The 20,236-nt window shown below is 43.3% G+C and carries 14 protein-coding genes and 4 pseudogenes; 12 read left to right on the plus strand and 6 right to left on the minus strand.

Annotated elements, in window-relative coordinates; genetic code table 11:
• Window positions 1–412: 412 nt before the first annotated feature.
• The 5 genes from FJQ58_RS28645 (at window position 413) to FJQ58_RS28665 (ending at window position 5,767) form a co-directional block, all read left to right on the plus strand.
• Entirely contained in the window at window positions 413–1,357 is a 945-nt protein-coding gene (locus FJQ58_RS28645; protein WP_139998714.1) for an alpha/beta fold hydrolase, read from the plus strand.
• Window positions 1,358–1,711: 354 nt separating this feature from the next.
• Window positions 1,712–2,695, plus strand: coding sequence for a glycoside hydrolase family 43 protein (locus tag FJQ58_RS28650; protein WP_139998716.1), 984 nt, complete (start codon window positions 1,712–1,714; stop codon window positions 2,693–2,695).
• A 4-nt stretch (window positions 2,696–2,699) separates the two neighbouring features.
• A complete protein-coding gene (locus FJQ58_RS28655) occupies window positions 2,700–3,713 on the plus strand; it encodes an endo-1,4-beta-xylanase (protein WP_139998718.1) in 1,014 nt (337 codons plus the stop codon).
• A 238-nt stretch (window positions 3,714–3,951) separates the two neighbouring features.
• Window positions 3,952–4,731 carry a DeoR/GlpR family DNA-binding transcription regulator gene (locus tag FJQ58_RS28660; protein WP_139998720.1) on the plus strand — a complete coding sequence of 260 codons (780 nt, stop codon included), beginning with the start codon at window positions 3,952–3,954 and terminating at the stop codon, window positions 4,729–4,731.
• Window positions 4,721–5,767: an oxidoreductase gene (locus tag FJQ58_RS28665; RefSeq protein ID WP_139998722.1), complete on the plus strand. Its 1,047-nt coding sequence runs from the start codon at window positions 4,721–4,723 to the stop codon at window positions 5,765–5,767. The genes FJQ58_RS28660 and FJQ58_RS28665 overlap by 11 nt, the downstream gene beginning before the upstream one ends.
• Before the next feature lie 93 nt (window positions 5,768–5,860).
• Here the strand turns inward: FJQ58_RS28665 and FJQ58_RS28670 are convergent, their stop codons facing one another.
• Entirely contained in the window at window positions 5,861–7,081 is a 1,221-nt protein-coding gene (locus FJQ58_RS28670) for an MFS transporter (RefSeq protein ID WP_139998724.1), read from the minus strand.
• A 300-nt stretch (window positions 7,082–7,381) separates the two neighbouring features.
• On the opposite strand from FJQ58_RS28670, the pseudogene FJQ58_RS28675 reads away from it, so the two are divergent.
• Both FJQ58_RS28675 and FJQ58_RS33090 read left to right on the plus strand, forming a co-directional pair.
• A pseudogene (locus FJQ58_RS28675) lies at window positions 7,382–7,901 on the plus strand (LLM class flavin-dependent oxidoreductase); the annotation flags it as partial.
• Window positions 7,902–7,936: 35 nt separating this feature from the next.
• Window positions 7,937–8,068 (plus strand): annotated as a pseudogene (locus tag FJQ58_RS33090) (MFS transporter); the annotation flags it as partial.
• Window positions 8,069–8,378: 310 nt separating this feature from the next.
• Here FJQ58_RS33090 and FJQ58_RS28685 read toward each other — a convergent pair.
• Both FJQ58_RS28685 and FJQ58_RS28690 read right to left on the minus strand, forming a co-directional pair.
• Window positions 8,379–9,026, minus strand: coding sequence for an SIMPL domain-containing protein (locus FJQ58_RS28685; RefSeq protein ID WP_139998726.1), 648 nt, complete (start codon window positions 9,024–9,026; stop codon window positions 8,379–8,381).
• 418 nt (window positions 9,027–9,444) lie between these two features.
• On the minus strand, window positions 9,445–9,834 hold the full coding sequence (locus FJQ58_RS28690; protein WP_139998728.1) for a hypothetical protein: 390 nt from the start codon (window positions 9,832–9,834) through the stop codon (window positions 9,445–9,447).
• A gap of 335 nt (window positions 9,835–10,169) precedes the next feature.
• Between FJQ58_RS28690 and FJQ58_RS28695 the strand changes: the two are divergent.
• Window positions 10,170–10,652, plus strand: a pseudogene (locus FJQ58_RS28695) (DUF2975 domain-containing protein).
• Between the two features lie 130 nt (window positions 10,653–10,782).
• Window positions 10,783–11,375: pseudogene (locus FJQ58_RS28700) on the plus strand (chloramphenicol phosphotransferase CPT family protein).
• Between the two features lie 197 nt (window positions 11,376–11,572).
• Here the strand turns inward: FJQ58_RS28700 and FJQ58_RS28705 are convergent.
• The gene (locus FJQ58_RS28705) at window positions 11,573–12,466 is read right to left on the minus strand and encodes a DMT family transporter (protein WP_139998730.1); all 894 of its coding nucleotides are present in this window, start codon (window positions 12,464–12,466) and stop codon (window positions 11,573–11,575) included.
• A gap of 100 nt (window positions 12,467–12,566) precedes the next feature.
• Here FJQ58_RS28705 and FJQ58_RS28710 point away from each other — a divergent pair, with 100 nt between their 5' ends.
• Together FJQ58_RS28710 and bamE are read left to right on the plus strand one after the other, a co-directional pair.
• Window positions 12,567–13,457 (plus strand): LysR family transcriptional regulator, encoded by an 891-nt coding sequence (locus FJQ58_RS28710; RefSeq protein WP_139998732.1) that lies wholly within the window; start codon window positions 12,567–12,569, stop codon window positions 13,455–13,457.
• A gap of 187 nt (window positions 13,458–13,644) precedes the next feature.
• Window positions 13,645–14,820 carry an outer membrane protein assembly factor BamE domain-containing protein gene (gene bamE, locus FJQ58_RS28715; protein ID WP_162341817.1) on the plus strand — a complete coding sequence of 392 codons (1,176 nt, stop codon included), beginning with the start codon at window positions 13,645–13,647 and terminating at the stop codon, window positions 14,818–14,820.
• Window positions 14,821–15,113: 293 nt separating this feature from the next.
• Here bamE and FJQ58_RS33450 read toward each other — a convergent pair whose 3' ends face one another.
• Both FJQ58_RS33450 and FJQ58_RS33265 read right to left on the minus strand, forming a co-directional pair.
• Window positions 15,114–15,440, minus strand: a complete 327-nt coding sequence (locus tag FJQ58_RS33450; RefSeq protein ID WP_139998736.1) for an IS3 family transposase — start codon at window positions 15,438–15,440, stop codon at window positions 15,114–15,116.
• A gap of 50 nt (window positions 15,441–15,490) precedes the next feature.
• Window positions 15,491–15,955 carry an IS3 family transposase gene (locus FJQ58_RS33265; protein WP_139998738.1) on the minus strand — a complete coding sequence of 155 codons (465 nt, stop codon included), beginning with the start codon at window positions 15,953–15,955 and terminating at the stop codon, window positions 15,491–15,493.
• Window positions 15,956–17,148: 1,193 nt separating this feature from the next.
• Here FJQ58_RS33265 and FJQ58_RS28735 point away from each other — a divergent pair.
• The gene (locus FJQ58_RS28735; RefSeq protein ID WP_162341821.1) at window positions 17,149–19,965 is read left to right on the plus strand and encodes a cohesin domain-containing protein; all 2,817 of its coding nucleotides are present in this window, start codon (window positions 17,149–17,151) and stop codon (window positions 19,963–19,965) included.
• Window positions 19,966–20,236 lie beyond the last annotated feature (271 nt).

Here is a 20,236-nt window from a genome sequence, read left to right on the forward strand (position 1 = left end):
TTTCGAAAAGACGCCACTGAGGATACGTTTTATACTTGGAAGTCCTTCTTTTATATTCTTAATTATAGTTTACGTTAGTTTATTCTGGCTTGCTCCACTGTTTGTTGAGCTGGGAATCCAACCTAAAGATCGTTTTGTTATTATCGTTGTAGTAATGGTTACTTTCTTAATTGGTCTTTTCACCGGAAAGCTTATTTCTTATCTAGAATCGAAATTTAAATGAATTTCTTAGTTGAAAGTCCCATGAGGCGATACCTCAGGGGACTTTTTTTGCAAAATTACCTTAACGGGAGCTTAATTGTTTGACATAGATACGTAATAGAATTAAGGCTTAGGTAACCCCTTGTTACACAGGATCTAAGGATGACTTGTTAGAATAAAGAAGACAAAACATAAGGGGATGGACAGACACATGAGAAAAACGTTGAAAGTTATTTTGAAAGTCATTGGAGCAATATTGCTAGTATTTATTCTTTTTCTGGTCATTGTTTTTGCGGTTAACAAGATTTGCAATAAAATCGAAAAAGGAAAAATTGAATCCTATGGACAGCTCGTGCCTGTAGACGGGAAAAATATGAATGTTACCATTCAAGGTACTGGCGAGAAAACGGTCGTCATGCTTCCGGGATTTGGCACAGCGTCACCTGCGCTTGATTTTAAACCGTTAGTGGACGAGCTAACTCCGTATTACAAAGTAGTCGTCATTGAGCCTTTTGGCTATGGTTTGAGTGATGTGTCCGATAAGGAAAGAACCATTGAAAATATAGTCAATGAGATTCATGAATGCTTACAAGCTTTAAAGATTGACCAATATATTCTGATGGGCCACTCCATTGCCGGCATTTATGGACTGGATTACGTGAACAAGTATGAGAACGAAGTCAGCGCATTTGTCGGAATTGATACCAGTGTTCCTTCGCAAGACAATTCGGATCCATTTCCGTCAGAAATGTATAAAGCACTTAACAATTCAGGATTCTACCGATTGATTATGAAACTTAGCCCAGATCAACTAATCACACCACAAGTAGATGAGGAAACTAGAGAGCAAATCAGAATGATTTCACTAAAAAATTCGTTTAATGCCAACATATTAAGTGAAGGAGAACATTTTGAATATAATTTTAAAGCCGTTGAAAATACAACATTCCCCAAAAATCTTCCGCTTATCTTCTTTTTAGAAGCGAATAACACGGATGTTGAAGGATGGGAACAGAAGCATGATGAACAAATTAAAGATTCCGTACATGGAAAAGTGATAAATTTTGAAGGCGAGCATTATTTGCACCATACCAAATCGAAAGAAATTGCTGAGAATTTTAGAAGCTTTATGAATGAAGTTGAAATAGGCAAGTAAAAAAATCCTTAGTTCGAACGAGACACAGTTGAGTATGTGTTTCGTTCTTTTTTTAAGGAGGAGCATTTGAAAAACGCCTTTATCTGCGAAGATTACTCTTCTGTAGGAAAGGCGTTTTTCTCGTTGGTCCTCAACGCGCTACAATACGGGTTACCATTAGAGAAAAGAAGCCGCGACTACTGCTTATGATCATATCAGCCCCAAAAGTGGAGAAATTTACGGTTAAATGTGCATTTTTTTATAAAGTTCTATAGTTTCTCTATGTTTAATCTAACAATTGTAGGGTTGTTTCCGCTTCAGGTAAGCTCTACACTTTATATATTCGTCTACTTTAATCGTAAAAGGAGAATTTTTATGACTAATAAACCAATTCCAAACAAACCGCTTGTTACCCATATTTATACGGCTGACCCTTCTGCACATGTATTTGAGGGTAAAATTTATATTTATCCTTCGCATGATCTTGATCATGATGGACCAAGCAATGACAATGGCGATCAATATGCTATGGAGGATTATCATGTGTTGTCCATCGATAATTTTGATTCACCGGTCGTTGATCATGGCGAGGTTCTGCATTTGAATAATATTCCATGGGCTTCCAAACAACTATGGGCGCCAGATGCAGCCTATAAAAATGAAATGTATTATCTGTATTATCCGGCTCGAGACCATGCTGGTATTTTTAGAATTGGCGTAGCTACAAGCCCATCTCCCGCAGGACCATTTATCCCGGAGCCAACTTATATGGAAGGCAGCTTCAGCATTGACCCAGCCGTGTTTGTGGATGATGACAATCAGGCTTATATCTATTTTGGCGGTTTATGGGGCGGACAATTAGAGAAATGGCAGACAGGTTCTTTCGAACCCGATGCAACAGGACCAGAGCCGGGAACAGCAGCGCTTGGTCCGCAGGTTGCGCTGCTTAGCGACGATATGTTGTCATTACAAGGCGCCCCGCAAGAAGTTTTGATTCTGGATGAAGACGGAAATTCGATTAAAGCCGGAGACGAGGATCGCCGCTATTTTGAAGGACCATGGGTCCACAAATATAACGGTTGGTATTATTTATCGTATTCGACGGGCACGACACATAAGCTTGTCTATGCCATCAGCCGGAATCCACAAGGGCCGTACACGTTTAAGGGAACGATTCTAACGCCAGTCATCGGTTGGACGACTCATCATTCCATCGTACAATTCGAAGATAAATGGTATCTATTCTACCACGACTGCTCGTTGTCAGATGGCGTAAACCACAAGCGGAGTGTTAAATATACGGAGCTGCGCTATAACGAGGATGGAACGATTCAGACGATTACCTATAGCGAGCTATAAAGCCATGACAAGTTCCTACAATAATCAAATTCCCAAGCTGTACGAAGCGTTTAATGGACAATTTCTAATTGGTGCTGCAGTCAATGCCAAGACGGTAGTAACGCAGCGTGATTTGCTTACTTATCATTTTAATAGCTTAACAGCAGAGAATGAGATGAAGTTCGAGCGCTTGCAACCTGAAGAGGAGCTGTATACCTTTGAGGAGGCCGATCGATTAGTGGCGTTTGCAAAGGAACACGACATGGGAGTAAGAGGCCACACGCTTGTCTGGCATAATCAGACCCCTGACTGGATGTTTGAGCATCCCTCCGGCAGAGCAATGGACCGCAATACCTTGCTAGCTCGGATGAAGTCTCACATTGAAACGGTCGTAAATCGTTACAAAGGTATGATCTATGCCTGGGACGTGGTGAATGAAGCCGTGTCTGACAGTGGAGAGCAGGTGCTGCGGCAGTCAAAATGGCTCGACATTGCCGGCGAGGATTTTATTGCAAGAGCATTTGAATACACTCATGCGGCAGATCCAAATGCAATGCTGTTCTATAACGATTATAACGAGTCAGTACCTGAAAAGCGCGAGAAAATTTATTCGCTTGTAAAGTCGCTTAAAGAGAAAGACGTTCCCATTCACGGGATCGGGCTGCAAGGCCATTGGAACTTGGAGCATCCGACTTTGGACGATATTCGCGAAGCCATAGAAAGATATGCAAGACTGGGTATGATGCTGCATATTACTGAGCTTGATGTATCCGTTTTTAATTTTGAAGATAAGCGAACAGGACTGTTGGCTCCAACAGAAGTCATGGTGGAGAGGCAAGCGGAACGTTATCAACAGTTTTTTGAATTATTCAAAGAGTATAGCGAGCATATCACGTCTGTAACCTTCTGGGGTGCGGCCGATGATTACACGTGGCTGGATAACTTTCCGGTATATGGGAGGAAAAATTGGCCGTTTATTTTTGATCAGCAGCATCAACCAAAGCAAGCTTTCTGGGATATCATTGATCTAACTCGTTAATGAACGGATTGTAATATAGGCTTATTAAAAGCTGTTCAACAGCAAGGAACCTATTTCTCATTACAGAAATAGGTTCCTTGCTGTTGGATAGCTTATATTTATTTTAGCTTAAATATGGTCGAATATTAATGACTTCATAATCGGTTGCAGCGAATAATATCGTTTACATTTTTAAATATAAGTAATAAACTTAAAAAGGCTTAAGTGATTTTAAGTGATATCATTGCGAGGTGGATAAATGACGCAGGAAGAACGACTCAAGGGTATTCTAGAGCATATAAAGGAAAACGGGAAAATTCGGATTGAGCAAATCTGTGAAAAATATCATATCTCCCGGGACAGTGCTAGGCGCGACTTAGTCAAATTGGAAGAAGCGCGGCTGATCCTTCGCACACATGGAGGGGCAGTCCTTCCTTCATCCGGTAATTTTACAGCTCCTTATCATGTTCGTTTAGAGAATCAAGCAACGAAGAAACGCATCGGCAGGCTAGCGGCTGGTTTGGTTCATGACGGAGAGACTTTATTTTTGGATGCGTCAACGACTGTTCAAGCTGCAATAGAAGCGCTCTCCGCCAAAGATATTACTGCCGTTACTAATTCGATCGATGCGGCCGCGTTTCTAGGTAAAAAGGAAACTGGAAAAGTTCATCTTTTGGGTGGTGAATATAATGCATGGAACAGAAATCTGACTGGTCCTCAAACGATTGCAATGATTCAGGACTTTCGAGTGCAGACCTTATTTCTGGGAGCATGCGCCATTACACCTGATGGGTTATCGTGCCCTCAGCTGGAGGAGGCTTATGTGAAGCGTGAAATGATTTCGAGAGCAGACAAGGTGTACGTTCTTGCAGAAAGTATCAAATTCGAAAAATCATTTCTTCATCATGTTTGTGGTCTAGAGAGCATCAACATTCTCATTACGGACAGTGAGCCGCCCGTAGCTGTGCAAGAGATACTTGATAAACATCGAATTGAGATCTTAATCGTACAAGAGGGAGATAACAATTATGAAAATTAATGTTGGTTTAGTTGGTTACGGCTTATCTGCTTCCGTGTTCCACGGTCCCATCATTCGAAGCACAGAGGGGATGAACTTACAAGCAGTTGTTTCATCAAATGCCGAAAAGGTACATAAGGACTATCCTGACGTTGAAGTATTTGCTGATATCGAGTCTTTGTTGCTGCAGAATGAAATCAATTTAGTTGTCATTTGCACGCCAAATACGATGCACTATTCTTTTGCCAAAAAAGCTATATTGGCTGGAAAGAACGTTGTGGTTGAAAAACCGTTCACAATAGACTCTAGCGAGGCACAGGAACTGATTTCTCTGGCAAAAGAACATAACGTTCAATTGGCAGTTTATCAAAATCGCAGATGGGATAATGACTTTTTAACGATAAAAGCCTTGCTGGCAACCGATATGTTAGGTGAATTATCGACCTACGAAGCGCACTATGATCGATTTAGACCAGAAGTCGGAATCCGTTGGCGCGAAGAGAACCAGCCGGGTTCAGGAATTCTTTATGACCTTGGGTCACATTTAATAGATCAGGCGGTACATCTATTTGGCATGCCTCGAACGGTTTGGGCAGATATTCGATCTGAGAGAGCCGGAAGCCAGACGGATGATTATTTTCACCTTATTCTCGGCTATTCGCATCTAAGGGTTATTTTGCACTCCGGTTCCCTTGTGAAAACGGGAGGACCTCGGTTTGCGTTGCATGGGGATAAAGGAAGCTTCATCAAATATGGAATAGACCCACAGGAAGATCAACTTAAAAAGGGAATGCACCCCGGCGATTCTGAATGGGGGGAAGATCGACCAGAGCATTATGGAAAGCTAAGCAGCGTTGTAGGCGGACTGTCGATGGAATCGGTGATCAAGACATTGCCTGGCAGCTATGAAGTGTTTTATGAGAGTATGGCCAAAGCCATTCAATCCGACATGAACGTGCCTGTATCAGCAGAGCAAGCATTAAATACAATCCGTATTATTGAATATGCAAATCAAAGCCAACGGGAACAACGTACGATACAACTGCCGAATTTTTAGATCTGATTATAGATGTGTAATCGCTTTGCAGCCGGTCGGTAATGACCGGCTTTTTGTTTATTTGAAGAGCGGCGCCAGAGAAATGTGAATTTATCATGAGTGATTTCTTGCACGCTGTAAACGCTTGTTTCCAGTCAACAGAGTGAGACCGAAGCTTAGAATCAGGACAATTCCCGCGACCACATAGGGGAAGTTCACGTTCACATCGAACAATATACCTGCTGCTATCGGTCCAATAATATTGCCAAGGCTAGTAAAGGCAGAATTAAGTCCTGCCACATACCCCTGCTGTTCTTGCGCGACCATGGACATTTGCGTGCTGATAGCGGGGCGTAAGATATCAATGGACAAGAATATAACAAAGGTAACTGCAAAAATCAGCCAATATTGATGAACGTACAACGTTAGCAGGATGAATACCCCTGAAGCGAGCAGACAGAGTGCAATGACTCGCTTTTCTCCAAAACGGTTGATGACCCAGCCAAAAATGGAAAGCTGAATTACCGCGCCTCCAATGGAAGCAAATGTGAAAATGAAGGCAATATCCTTCGGCGTGAAGCCGAGCTTATGGTCGACGAAGAGGCCGAATACTGCTTCATAGTTGGCAAGTCCAAAGGACATGACGAACACAAGGATTAAGCTGAAAAAATAGGGTTCGCGGTAAGCAAAACGCAGCTGTAGGAGCAGACTCTTTTTTTGCTTCCGAGTAGACATTGTCTTTTCGCTATTCTCATCTGCTTTTACAGTGGATGGCCTCGATTCCCGCAGTACAACTGTTGTAAGAACTGCAGCGACCAAGCCAGCGATTCCAGCAGCATAAAACGGTATACGAATGCCAAATTCAGCAAGATAACCTCCGATGCCAGGACCAATAATGTAGCCAGTCAAGAAGGAAGCATTAATAAAGCCCATCCCTTTGGCACGTTCCTTCTCATTAGTCATATCTGCCGCATAGGCAATCACTGCAGGCATAATGAACGCTCCGCTAATGCCGCCCATCATCCGTGACACAAAGAGAAGTAAAGCAGAATCTGCCAATCCGAATATAACCTCAGCGCAAGCGAAGGTCATCATTCCAGCAACAATGATGCGCTTACGTCCGAAGGAATCGGATAACCGTCCCGCCAGTGGAGAGAAAACCAGCTGTGTAAATGCGAAGGAGGCGGTAAGCAAGCCGGCGGTGCTACCGTTAATATCAAGCATTGTGATGTATTTGGGTATAACCGGAATGACGAGTCCGATACCAGCAAAGACCAAAAATAAATTAAACATCAGAAGCAGCATAGCACCCCGATTTTTGAACAATAAAGCCATCTAGATTCTCCTCTAACCCGGTTACTAAGTATTTACTTCACATCCATTTTTTCCTCAGATGCCGGATTAACCCATAATGAAGTTCGTCCCAGCAAAAGCCTTTCAAATTACAGTCGACTACTTTGTAAAGGTAAATGTATATAAAGTATTATGCAAATGTAATACACATTGTTTTCAGTGTCAATAAATACTTTGTAAAATAAATTGTTTACTATGTGGAATGGGCATTCAGAAATCCAAAAATCTTTATGGCTGTTTGCTCATAAGAAGGTATTCTTATGACATTGATCTAGAGAAGACGAAGAGATTCATTTGGCAGTTCAAGTTGGCTTTGACTATGCCATATGCGAGTATTATCGAATCGACTACGAAAGCTCTTCGCTAGGCCGTTATTCTGGCTACCGCTGTCGCTACAACTAGGCAAATCCGGCTCTCGAGTGCAGTGAAGGTGCTATCTTAGGATGATCCCATGCGGGTAAATCAGGAATTTGCAACGCTGGAAGGTCTATCGAACGGGCGAGCGGAGATCAGGGCTGGAAGGGGTTCGTTCATCGATTCGTTTCCGTTATTTGGCTATGATCTGAATGATTACGAGGATTTATTCGAAGAGAAACTGGAGCTGCTGCTAAAGATTCGCGCTACCGAAAATGGGAATTGGAGGGGTGGTCATCGTCCGGCTATTGACAATATCGGTATCTATGCTCGTATGCAACAGGAGCTTCTACCTGTCTGGATCGGTACAGGCGGAAGCGCTGAATCAACTGTTCGTGCCGGCTTGCTGGGAGTTCCGATAGTCTTCTCTATTCTGGGCGGGATGCCCTAGTTATATAGATTTAGAACTGTGAAATTGAAAAGGTATCGGCAGCGGGACAGCTGATTACGGTTTACTCGCTAGATTATGCCATGGGCACTCCGATTCGAATAGCACTTACGGCAAGAATGGATCGAAGAGAACTAATGCTGTCCGCTTTGGGATTATTTTTCGTATGAGGGGGGAATCGTGACATCAGGAGATTCTTCATGACTTATATTAAGTTAATTTTGTTGTTTTGTATCTTTTTTAACATCATTTCTATCTGATTCAAATCATTTTTCGTTTTTCGATTTCGGCTAGCTAAATGGAAGACGTGATAATAACTTCAATCTCGAGCGGCAAGGTGTTGCGATTGTCGATGAGCTATTACTTCAAGTATTTTACATATTTCGGTCTGGAACGTTGAAGGTCGGTTCTGGATACTTTTATAATACCTTAGAAGATTAGAGCTGAGATGATGCTCCCCGTAACTGCTGCTGTTTTTCAGCCATACATGTACCAAATTCTCACGGCAGCTCTGAAGGTCAATTGGCCTGGCTCGATGGGGCTTGTGGCGTTCTGCAGAGGTATAGCTGCCGCCTTGAAGAATATAGGTTCCGCCCCAGGCTGCGCTACTTCCTCGACTTTGCATGGAACAGCTGACAAGGAAACACAGAGTGCCCGAGCTATGGCGGTAGCCTTCGTCTCAGCATCTCGTACTGCAGCAATCAATGCTTCTTGTCTCGCTTTAGCGGCCTCGCTTGAATCAAACTCAATCGAATTAACAAGGTTCGCTCCATTCGCAACAGCTTCATCGATCAAACGTCCAGCTTCCGTTACATTGTCTAGTATCACTTGAAGCAGGTGGGTGACTCTGTATCCGCGGAACTCTTGTTTACCGTCTATATAATCGTATTGTGGCTCAATTTGAAATTGGGTAGTTTTGATGCTCTCACGGGCAATGCCCGAATGCTCTAGCGCGTCAATAATCGCAGCCATCTTTGTAGCATTGTCGGATTGTACTGATTCCAGCTCTACCCCATCACTGACGGTTCCCATTGTAATCAAGGTGCGGTCTGGAACTGCTGTTACCACACCTTCTCCCCACACCTCTAGCGTAAAATCACATGAAAGCTCTTTATGTTGATCCATAGTCCCTATATTCCTCCTTTATTGTCACACCTACAATTATACTATTGAATCCATATGAAGCTGCACAGTTCGGAGAATCTCAAACAACAAGACTATGGATGGTAAATATCATTACTCCAGATGGTCAATTTTACGAAAAACGTCCAACATATTTTTATATATAGGGTAGTGGCTTTATAGCGGGAGATTCAATAGGCGGTGTTCCTAACAAAGGATCGGCTCAAAATACAAATGAATTAATGGTTTTAAATTATGCTTTAGCTCTCCAATCTATACACCTATACCCGTAAAACAATTATCAGAAGCCGTCCGATTCATGCGGAAAAATGGAAAACAGAACGGAATTAAACAGAAGGCCGTTCCCGATTAAACAGGGGACGGCCTTGTATTGAGTTAATATTCGATAACCTAGAATAGCTTACACGAAAGTAACCTTGACCTCATCCTTGCCGATGAGAGCCCCAGAACCGTTATAAGCCTCAGCTATAATAACGAAGGTTCCGGCGTGCAAAAGCATGAGCTTCGTATAGCTCGAAAGAGTATGATGAATGTCGTATCCGCTGGATGGCACGTCGATCCTGCCCGAATCGTAGGTTAATGATCCATATATTCCGTTATTTTTCTCCAAAATACGAATTTGGTACTGGTAAGCCCCGCTGGGCTTTGTAATGCCAATATAGTCCGGAACTGCTCCGTAGCTATTTGGATACGGGTTAAATACGTAAACCCCTCCATAAGCAGCGCTTGCTTGGGACGCGATACCTAGCAGCAAGGTAATGGCAATCACGAGTGAAAACATCTTCTTCATTAATCATTCCTCCTCATAAGGGTTGTCGTACCCAATCCGGCCGAACAGGGTATGTACCTATGCCGAGAGCTCTCCCGATGAATATATCATCATTTAGCAGAAATAACTATATTTAGAATCTGTTATTGTATGTCTATTTCTACTGGAATTAAAGTGCGTAAATACGTGCATCGTTTACTTGGGTCAGAGCGAAGAGGAGCACAGGCTCGAGCGCGTTCCATATTTGTTTATAATGGGAATGCTTTTGATCTTTGTTAAAACGATATTAATTTATTGTTTAACGATAAAATTTCTGGTAAAGTAAAAACTGAATTTAAATAAGTGCGGTGCAGTTTATGATAAGAGGAAAAACACTCTTTTTGAAGATAGCCGTTATTCTTATCGGAGTCTCAATCCTCGCTTTTTGCCTATTTTTAGTGCCGAAAATTGGGAATTTTGCTGGTGAATTGTATCCAGAAAGGGCTAATATGAAATCTCTCGTTTAAATCGATATGTACGCAGCAGCGATTCCTTTTTATGCTGCTCTGTATCAAGTTTTTAAACTTTTAAGCTACATGGATAAGAATCAAGCGTTCTCGGAAATATCGGTAAAAGCTTTAAAGTATATAAAATACTGTGCTATCACAATCAGTGTCTTGTATCTGCTAGGAATGCCGATCTACTATCTCATGGGGAAGAAAGTTGACCCTCCAAGTTTCATCCCAATGGGAGTGGTCATTATTTTAGCCTCTATGGTGATCGCCGTTTTTGCTGCTGTTCTCCAAAGACTTTTACAAGAAGCTATCAATATAAAATTAGAAAATAATTTGACGGTCTGAGGTGGAGCACATGGCAATCATTTTGAAAAAAAGGAATGCCGACACCTAACGAGGATAATCACAGCATTTGATAAAAGCATAGTTATAGATATAATAATCGAAATGAATATTTTTTGAAGGGATGATTACATTGAAGCCAGGGATATTAGTTTTTCTAAATGGAATTCAAGTTCCGGAAAGACCTCCATATCGACTGAAATGATAAATCAGAAAGAGATTCCTTTTTATCATTTATCAATTGATGATTTTTTTAATAATTACAATGATTTTATTAATAATAAATTTCCTGATGAGCCTACTAGAGAAATAGATCATCAAGTTGTTTCACAAATACTTGATGATTCCATAATCGCAGTGTACCATTCGACAATTAAATTGTTATCAGAATTGGGTTTTAATGTAATCATAGATACCGTAATCGATAATGACAAGAGGTTTAATGAGTTTGTTGTTCAATTTTTCGATCAGCCTACGTTATTTATAGGTGTAATATGCTCGAAAGAAGAACTCATAAGAAGAGAACAAACAAGAGGAGATAGACAGATTGGACTAGCAGCTTCACAGTATAGCAAAGTATACTGCTTTGAAGAATATGACCTCGAAGTAAATACAGAAGAGATGAATCCAACAGAATGTGCCGAAAAGATATTAAGTTTTATTAAATCCAATAAAGAATACTCGGTATTTAAGAAATTAAGTAAAAGAAACGTTAGTGTTTCCTAGACGGCGTATCCAACAGATAACTTCATATTCCAAACAACCTCCAATCCATTCATTTGATTGGGGGTTGTTTGGTTTTGTTGAACAATCATCAAGCTAACCAGCAGTTTAACGTCAATGAAACATCGACCGTCTAGGGATTTATTTTCTACAGACAACGGGCCGTGATACGCGTTCTTTTCCTTCTAATTTTCCATATGTCATTGGTTCCCCTTTTGCAGAAATTTCAGTTTGAGGTTCACCAGTGCAATGCCTGCGATAATTAGAACAAGTCCAGCCACCAGTTTGGAAGTAATCGTTTCACCCAAGAAAAGGACACTGGTCATGATCGCAATGAGAGGGACTAGAAAATTAAACGAACCGACTTTGCCAGCTTCGCCCGATCCGACAAGCAGAAAGAATACGAGCCAGGTTAAGGCTGTACAGAAAACCGAAATAATCGACAAAGACGAAAGGAATGACAGATTCCAAACGATATCCATCCAGCTTTCAACGGTAGAACCAGCAACCAACAATACGATCCCACCAAAGATCATCTGAACAGTGACCAACCAAATGGCATCCACCTTTGTCGCGGTTTTCTTTATATAGATGGTACCAAGCGTCCAAGTAATCGTGCTGGCTAAACCGAGCAGAATGCCGACGGTTGAAATACTACCGGAGCCCCCGCTTACGCTGACGACAGCGACTCCAAGAAAGCCGAGTATTAAACCGACCATTTTCAAAATGGTCATAGATTCGCCTAGCCACAACCAAGCGCCGACGCCGAGCAGAACAGGCTGCAAGAAAACGATCGTCGAAAACAGTCCGGCTGGCATAGCTTTCAGTCCGAAAGTTTGAAATACGAAAAAGAGAATAATATTCAGCAATGCGGAGATTAAGTAGACACGCCAAGTATGCTTCAGATTAAGCTTCTTGTAGCGGGGTAAAGCGAAAGGAAGCAATATAAGACCCCCAATAAATATTCTCAAGCCAGCGAAAAGCAATGGCGGCGCAAATTCGAGCGCATATTTGGAAAGCGGCCAATTCACCCCCCACATTATAACTAGAAACGTTAAATAAACAATAGTACGTGTTCGCGAAAGATGCATCATGTGTCTTCAGCTCCTGTTGTGAATTTGTATTTACCATGATACAATTCCTTCTGAGATAAATGAAATGAATGTTTTCTATAGAGGAGATATCAAAACTGTTATGACCCATTCGCAACTGATGTTATTCGTGAAAATCGCCGAGACCGGCAATTTCACAAAAGCAGGGGAGCAATTGAATATGACACAGCCTGCCGTTAGCCGAGCGATCTCCACGCTTGAATCGGAATTAGGGGTCATCCTCATGATTCGGGATAAAAAGAAAGGGATCATTCTCACCGATATTGGGAACCGCCTGATTGTCATATTCAGAGAGATTTTGCACGGCTACAATAAGGTGGAGCAGGAGGTAACGGCCGAGAAAGGGTTTGAAGTCGGCACCGTCCGCATTGGTACGTTCCCAATTGTGTCCGCACACTTCTTACCGAAAATATTAAAGGTGATCGGGGAGAAGCACCCTGGGCTCACGTTTGAACTGTACGAAGGAACTATTTACGAGATTAAAGAGTGGCTGTCTTCTAGAATAATCGATGTCGGCTGGATTATTCCACCGAATGGTGAATTGGAAGGGATTCCGTTCTTTAAAGACGAGTTGTGTCTGCTCCTTCGGGACGATCATCCATTGCAAAGCCGCGCGGAAATCCATATCACCGATCTTGACAATGAACCTATGATTGTATGCAAAGGCGGGTTTGTTACTCCGATTTATGAGTTATTTCAGCAATTCGGAATCGTTTTGCGTATCAAATATGACGGCCACAACATAACCACGGCATTGAGCATGATTCAAGAAGGGCTCGGCGTCGCTATCGTTTCGACAACTTCGTTGTCGTTATCGGTACTACCGCCTAATGTCCGCGTCCGGACAATTAAACCGCAGCCGTTCAGGGAGATTCAATTGGCGGTTCCGTCTCTAATGGAGGCTCCTCATGGCGTGAAGCTGTTCCTGCAAACCGCAAGAGAGCTTTATTTATCTGGTGACCGGAACCGCTAATGTGCAAATTTTGCATAGAGTATTTGCTTATTTCGCTAAACTAGCGGGAAAGATATTTCAATAAAAATACGGAAGCAGTCGACCACAATGATCGGCTGCTTCATTATGCTAACGAGCAGGATAATGTGATGTGTATCATGAATATATTATGATAATGGATTACTTTATTAATAGAGAGGGAATAAAAATGTGGATGAACTCAAAGTTTGAAAGGAATTTTGGTCATGGTCGGCGGGCTTTATTTCTTGCCACAAGCATGGTTCAATTCATTATTCTAAGTACAATTGCAATTTCCAATCCGCTACACGTGAATGCCGCTACAAGCATCACAAATGTAGTTAACGGAAATGTCATTCAACATCCTTACTTGACCATTCAAGTCATAAAGCAGGGTAATCCAATTTCGATTCAACCAGGTATGAGCAAGCAGCAGGTGGACAAACTGCTCGGTACTCCTGTAGAAGTCGAAAGTTCCAGTTTCAAAGGCTATTCTTATTCATCTGCTATGGTGTTTGTCGGCTATATAGACGGAAAGGCGGCCTCGATTTTCACGTCGACAAACAAAGCGTCATTAAATGGCCAATTCAAGATAGGCACACCCTGGAAGAAAGTCTTAGCCAAACTCGGTCAACCTTCTCAGAAAAATGATTATCGATATGATTACGTGTTCCAAATTATTAATGGTAAACTTAAACAAATCTATGGAAAATCGATTGCTTTAGGCAAAGGTAAGTCTGACGTTTATACTCTACGGTTTGTAGAAAATACAAATGGCAACATTTCTGGGATTACTGTCGAACAATCTGCTTTTACCCAATCTATGGAGGACCGACTAACGAAGCCAGATCCGAATAAGCCGACCTTTGCTATAGAAGAAATCATTGGCATTAGAAGCGGCGATGGCAAACGGATCTCATTGGGCATGAAACGTGAAACGGTTGAAGAGCAATACGGCAAACCTGATGGACATTTTTCTTATGGTATGGCTGTCATGGATACTTACGGGACGATATCCATCTTTTATCGCGACGAAATAGTAGCGGCGATTCTCGTTGATTCCTCAGCAGACATTCAGACTAATAAAGGGCTCAAAATGCCAGCAAGCCGAAATGAAGTTCTTCGGAGCTATGGAGAACCAACTTTTAATGAGTCCGGCAGCCTAGACTATAACTTTGAACAAGTCGGAACACGGTTACAGGCGATGAACATGTTCAAATCGACCGACCGTATATTTCACTTTAACGAAAAGTATTCTCTAACCTTCGTTGCAGATGAAGATGACCCTAATCAAATGGATTACTTCATCCTAAATGATTTTGATTTCATTTATGATGAAATGAATTTACCAAAGCCAACTAGTTAAATGAAGATATTATTCATTGAGTAAACAAACAATTATTTGTGATTGTAGGTTTGGAAAGGAATTGGAAGGATAGTACCAAGTGAGGTAATATCAGGTTGAGATATTTGTCGGAGGTGTAGCTTGAAAATAAAGATTACTAGGAATAAAAGGAAAATTATTATTGATGATTACTTTTATATCGGCGGAGCCCCTGAACCAAATAATTATTGTGATAGGTGTAAAAACGGGCTTTTCTACTATGATAGATATGATGCTACTGGTCATACCCCTGTCAAGTAGGCAATTGAAAAAAACTATGCTGTCAGCGCGCACCTATATTCAATTGGTGCGCGCTGCTTCAGTTTAGATTGATACCGCTGGTAGTGATAAAAGTAAATGTACTCTTCCACAGCTTGCCGAATTTCCGTTCCTGATTTACACTGTTGAAGATACAACTTCTCTGTCTTGAGATGCGAAAAAAAGGATTCGATGCATGCGTTTTCTAGGCAGGTTGCTTTGCGAGAGTGGATGCCTTTAACGCCGAATGCTTCTAAGCGCGTGTTGTATGCCTGAGACGTATATTGGAAGCCTTGATCCGAATGGAGAACGGCTTCCAATATACGTCTCTTTTTCTTGTCCACTCTTCGACTGTATCCAGCACGAGTTGCACATCGTTGCGCGAAGACAACTGCTAAGCGACAATCTCATTGTTGGATAAATCTTGAATGACAAAGAGGTAGTGGAAGTTCGTGCCGTCGGAAATGTAGGTCATATCCGTGACCATTTTTTGTGAAGGTGCTGTGGCATGGAATTCGCGTTTAAGACGGTTGGGGTACACGACCGGTGGCGTGTACTTAGACTGTCTTCGCTTCCTTCGAATAACAAATTGAATGGACAGTGCTTTCATGAGTCGCCATACCTTCTTGTGATTAACGATATATCCTGCCACCCGTAAGGCTATCCTCATACGTGGGTACCCGAAGTAAGGGTGTGTGAAATGGATGGCCAATCTGTGCTCTTTAATCTCATGATCCCGGTCTTGTCTGTCATCACGCTGAGGCTGCGTGGATCGCCATTTGAAAAAGCTGGCTCTTGGTATTCCTGCAAGGGCTAATAGGCGTGTAATGCCATGCAGATAGCGTAGTTCTTTGACTATATTATAATTGTCTCGCTGACCTAGTGCTTCTCCTTTACTAGAATTGGATAACGCTTCTTTAAGTAATCTACCTGCGCTTTCAGATAATCTCGTTCTTCCTCAATGGTACTGAAGATCTTGCGAGGACGTCCTGTAAGAGGGTTAGGTATCTTATCTGCGCATGTCAAAGGCCTCATTGTTTTGCCATTTCTTCACCCATACCTTCAATTGGCTACAGTTTCTAATTTCAAACTTTTCAACCACTTTCTAATAGCTGGATGATCCCTTCATGTGCTCTTGTACCGCAGCCAGCTTAAATTCTTCTGTATATTGCTTAAATGTTTGTCCCACTGTAGCCATAGAAAAATTCCCTCCAAGTTCACTCTTTCCTTCATGATAACATGAGGTTTTTTTTGAGTGTCTACTTAAAGGGGATAATACTAGATCTGGGTAAGTTTTTTTGGCAATTCTTTTATTTCTTCGGTGTGCTGCCGGATTTCGCATCTTCGAACATCGTAAACCCGTTTCCGTCAGTAAGTCCATGAGAGATGACTTGTTCGGCTACGTCGGTCGTGGGCGGCGACGATTTTTTGTCTTCAACAGACGAAACGAGCTGGTTGTCCCATACCAGAACAGACGTTTTTTTATGTACAGAATATATTAAAGCGCTATCAAAACGAAGTAAACAATGGGTAAGCAAGTAAAGAGTTGCCCATTGTTGTCCATAGATCTAAAACATATAATGAAAACGCATACAATGAGAGCGCCTGGAAGACTATAAAAAATTTGGGAGGGAAGAACCTTGCCCAGCGTCTCGGCAATCAGCTGACAACTATGATGGAGCGATCCTGCTGGCCCGTGAGCACAAGAAGGATTGCCCCAATGAGGATGGATGGAGGGAGGCATGTAGCCGCCAAGAGATTAGGCGTCGAACGATGGCCCATTCGGCAAATACGATCTGCTGACAGAGGTATCATTCGTACGTTATCTGAGCGACGTGGTCGAGAACAACGGAGGGGGAGTCCTGAAGCACGAAACGTTGGAAAACAACCACCGTTGGACGGCGTGTACGAAGAAGAGCTAATTTAACATCTTAAGACTCCCTAACGGCTCCTATCAAACTGGGGGTGATTCATTTGGATGTAGGCGATAGTCATGTCGTTAATTTGTAATGAAAGGAATTGAGATAAGGAATAAGAGAGGAGTTGTAGGTAATGCTTAATAAAAAATTAAGTGTAGCTATTTTGGTTTGCTTCATTATGGCAGGTTTAATGGTATCCAGCTTACCCCTGACCAAGGCGAAGGCAGCGCCGGAACCAAACGACGCGTGGAGGCAGGTCGACCCTGCTGATGTCCAGGTTGGCAGAAGCTATCTCATCGTTTCCGAGCACGGCGCGCTTACTAACGCTCAAGCGACAATCAGCACACCAGGCGACGTCACCGGCGACACTCAGATTGGCATGGGGTCTAAGCCCGTGACGATTGAAGACGGCTTAATCACATCCGAAGTGACCGACGACATGATCTGGCAGTTTGGCCTTGGCGCAAACACTGCGGCGGCATCCGGCGGTCTTGGCGCAGGACCGGGCTACTATTTATTGAACAACGCTCCTGGCGCAGGCGGTGGCAAGGAACCCCTGAGAAGGGAGTCCAGCTTCAATGCGCAGCATGCGCCCCTCAACACGACTGGCGCAGCCATTAATGGCAACCAGCAGAGCCTGTTGCTGAATGTTCTGGATGAAGAAGAAGGCACAGTGTCCCTGTACATCTGGGGCGGGAACAACCAGTGGAACTTTGCCCTGACTAGTACGGAAGGCGGCTTCACCGCGAAGAGCAAGGCCGCGAGCACGACGAGCTCGGCTCAACTGCTTGAGCAAATAAAGGAGTCACCATCATTGCGGCTGTATGAACCTAACGTGACCGAAGGCGTTCAGCACTACGTCATGGCATCGTCCGGCGCGAACGGCAGTATAAGTCCTTCCTCCCTGGCAGGCCATGTTTGGGTGAACGATGGCGCAGACGTGACCTTCACATTTAACCCGTCGTTCGGGTTTGAAGTGGATAAGGTTACGGTTAACGACGAAGAAGTGGCCGTTACAGACAACAAATTCACTATGAAGAACGTAACCGCAAGCGGAACAAGGATCCACGCGACATTCAAGCCTGCTTCAAACGCAGGGGATTTACCGTTCACTGTGTATAACGACATATTCTCTGTCGGCAACGTCACAACAGCGGTCATCATCGACCTTGGCGAAGGCAAAGCGGCAAACCTTGCCGACCTGAGCGCCGACATGTTCACCGCGGCGGCTAGGAACACAAGACTTGATGGCTCGACCGTGATTTTCGACGGTTTGCGCAATATCAAGAGAGTATATGTAAACAATGATCCCAAGCCGCTTGGCTATATTTCGCCAGCACCGGGATCGGGCGATCTCGTTACAGATACGCCAGCGAGCGGACGATACATCATCGTTGAATTTGAGTTCTGGAATGTCAATGGCTATACATCCGGCGCAATGGTTTCGGGCAACTTGCAAAACGCATTCTCGGCGCTCCTCAATTACCGCGTCAACGTGGATCGCGAGATCAAGCTGACAGACGGCACTACCATAACTCCTAAATTCACTCAGGCATTGGTAGTAAACCCGGCGCTCGACAAGTTTGTCCCGGGCAAATCGAACCCGGGCGGCACAGACAGTATGGATATCCTGGTTTCGATCGACGAGTCTTGGGAAGACCTCGGTCCTCTCCCGCTGTTCATCTACAATCATGGCGGCGGCCGCGGTGGCCCTTCAGGGGACTTTTTCGCACCTATGCAAACAGCGAACGGCGCAGCCGTGCTTTCCAAGCGTCAACTGGAGAACCCGGGCAAGTACAATGCCCACATCATAGCTACGCAGAACCACGCGAACAATCAGGCCAACAACGAGGCCCTAATGGCATACGTGGAGAAACTGGCGGCTGAGGGCAAGGTGGATCTGGACCGAATCTACATGTCCGGCTTCTCGATGGGCAGCATGTACACAATTGGTTTCTATAACCGCAATCCAGAGTTCCTAGCGGCAATCGTTCCGCTTGCAGGAGGCAGCTTGCCAACAGTGGGACAGCTTACCGAGAACCCCGAGCTCACAAAAACTGCCATATGGGCGCATACACATAAGAATGATAGCGCTGGTAATACTTGGACGCAGTATTTCACAACAGGCGCTGGCGCCAGCGGTTTATACTCAGAAGCCAACGTGAATGTTCTGGAAACCAATCAAGCCTTTAATTTCCCGTACTACGGCTTTGACTGGACGCCGCACGAAACCGAAGCCCAAGTGTTCAGCAACCTTCTTGGCCAATCAAACGCCAGCTTCAGGTATGGCGCAAGCCAAGTAGAGTTCGCAGGTAAAAACATCTTTGATTGGATGTTCGCGCAGTCCAGAAACAAGGCTACCAGCTCAGCAACTTTGTCAGGCCCGGCTTTAGTGCAGTTTGGTGATACATTCGATGTGACCTACGGTCTTGAAAGCTTGAAACAGGAAGTGTATGCACAAGACATTACAATTGAATATGACGCTGATAAACTAGTGCTTGTTGGTCAGCCAGTATCCGTGGATTCCGGAAAGTTTGTTATTGTAGGTACAAACAGCCAAGAAGGAAGCATTCGAATTCTAGGCGTACATTTGAATGACAGCGTAAAAAATCCAAATCAGAATCTCTTTAAGCTTAGCTTCATGGCAAAGAACACAGCCGGTATTGCGGATATAGCAGTAACGCTTGTCATGCTTGCTGATGGCGAAGGAGTAGAGGCGGAAGTTGATGGAGATACTCATTCCGTTGAAATTCGCAAACCTTTAGTACCAGGTGACGTCAACGATGACGACAGAGTAACCGTTGGTGACTTGGCTCTTGTTGCGAAAGCTTATGGCAAATCTTCAAATAGCCCAGATTGGGAGCAAGTGAAGAAATACGACATTAATAATGATGGAACAATCGACATTGAAGACCTTGCCGCATTGGCTCGTCTCATTCTGACTAAGTAAATGAATACTGGATTGGGAAACAGTTTAATATCTGAATAACCTAATTAGAAATCGCATGACAACGCCCCCTCTACTGGAAGGATAGAGGGGGCGAATCAATATTCATTCTCCATAACGAAATTTTCACATAACCATGAAGCCGTCAAACTCATAATTAACGATTCCCGTAAGCTAATGTCAGACTTTGTTAACATGAACAATTAATGCTTCGTGAAGCGTTCACCAACAAAAGCATTAAGTCTCTATTGTCCTTTCTTTGGCAAGCTGAATC

Origin of the sequence: Paenibacillus paridis, from assembly GCF_006345825.1 — a bacterium.
GTDB lineage: Bacteria > Bacillota > Bacilli > Paenibacillales > Paenibacillaceae > Pristimantibacillus > Pristimantibacillus paridis.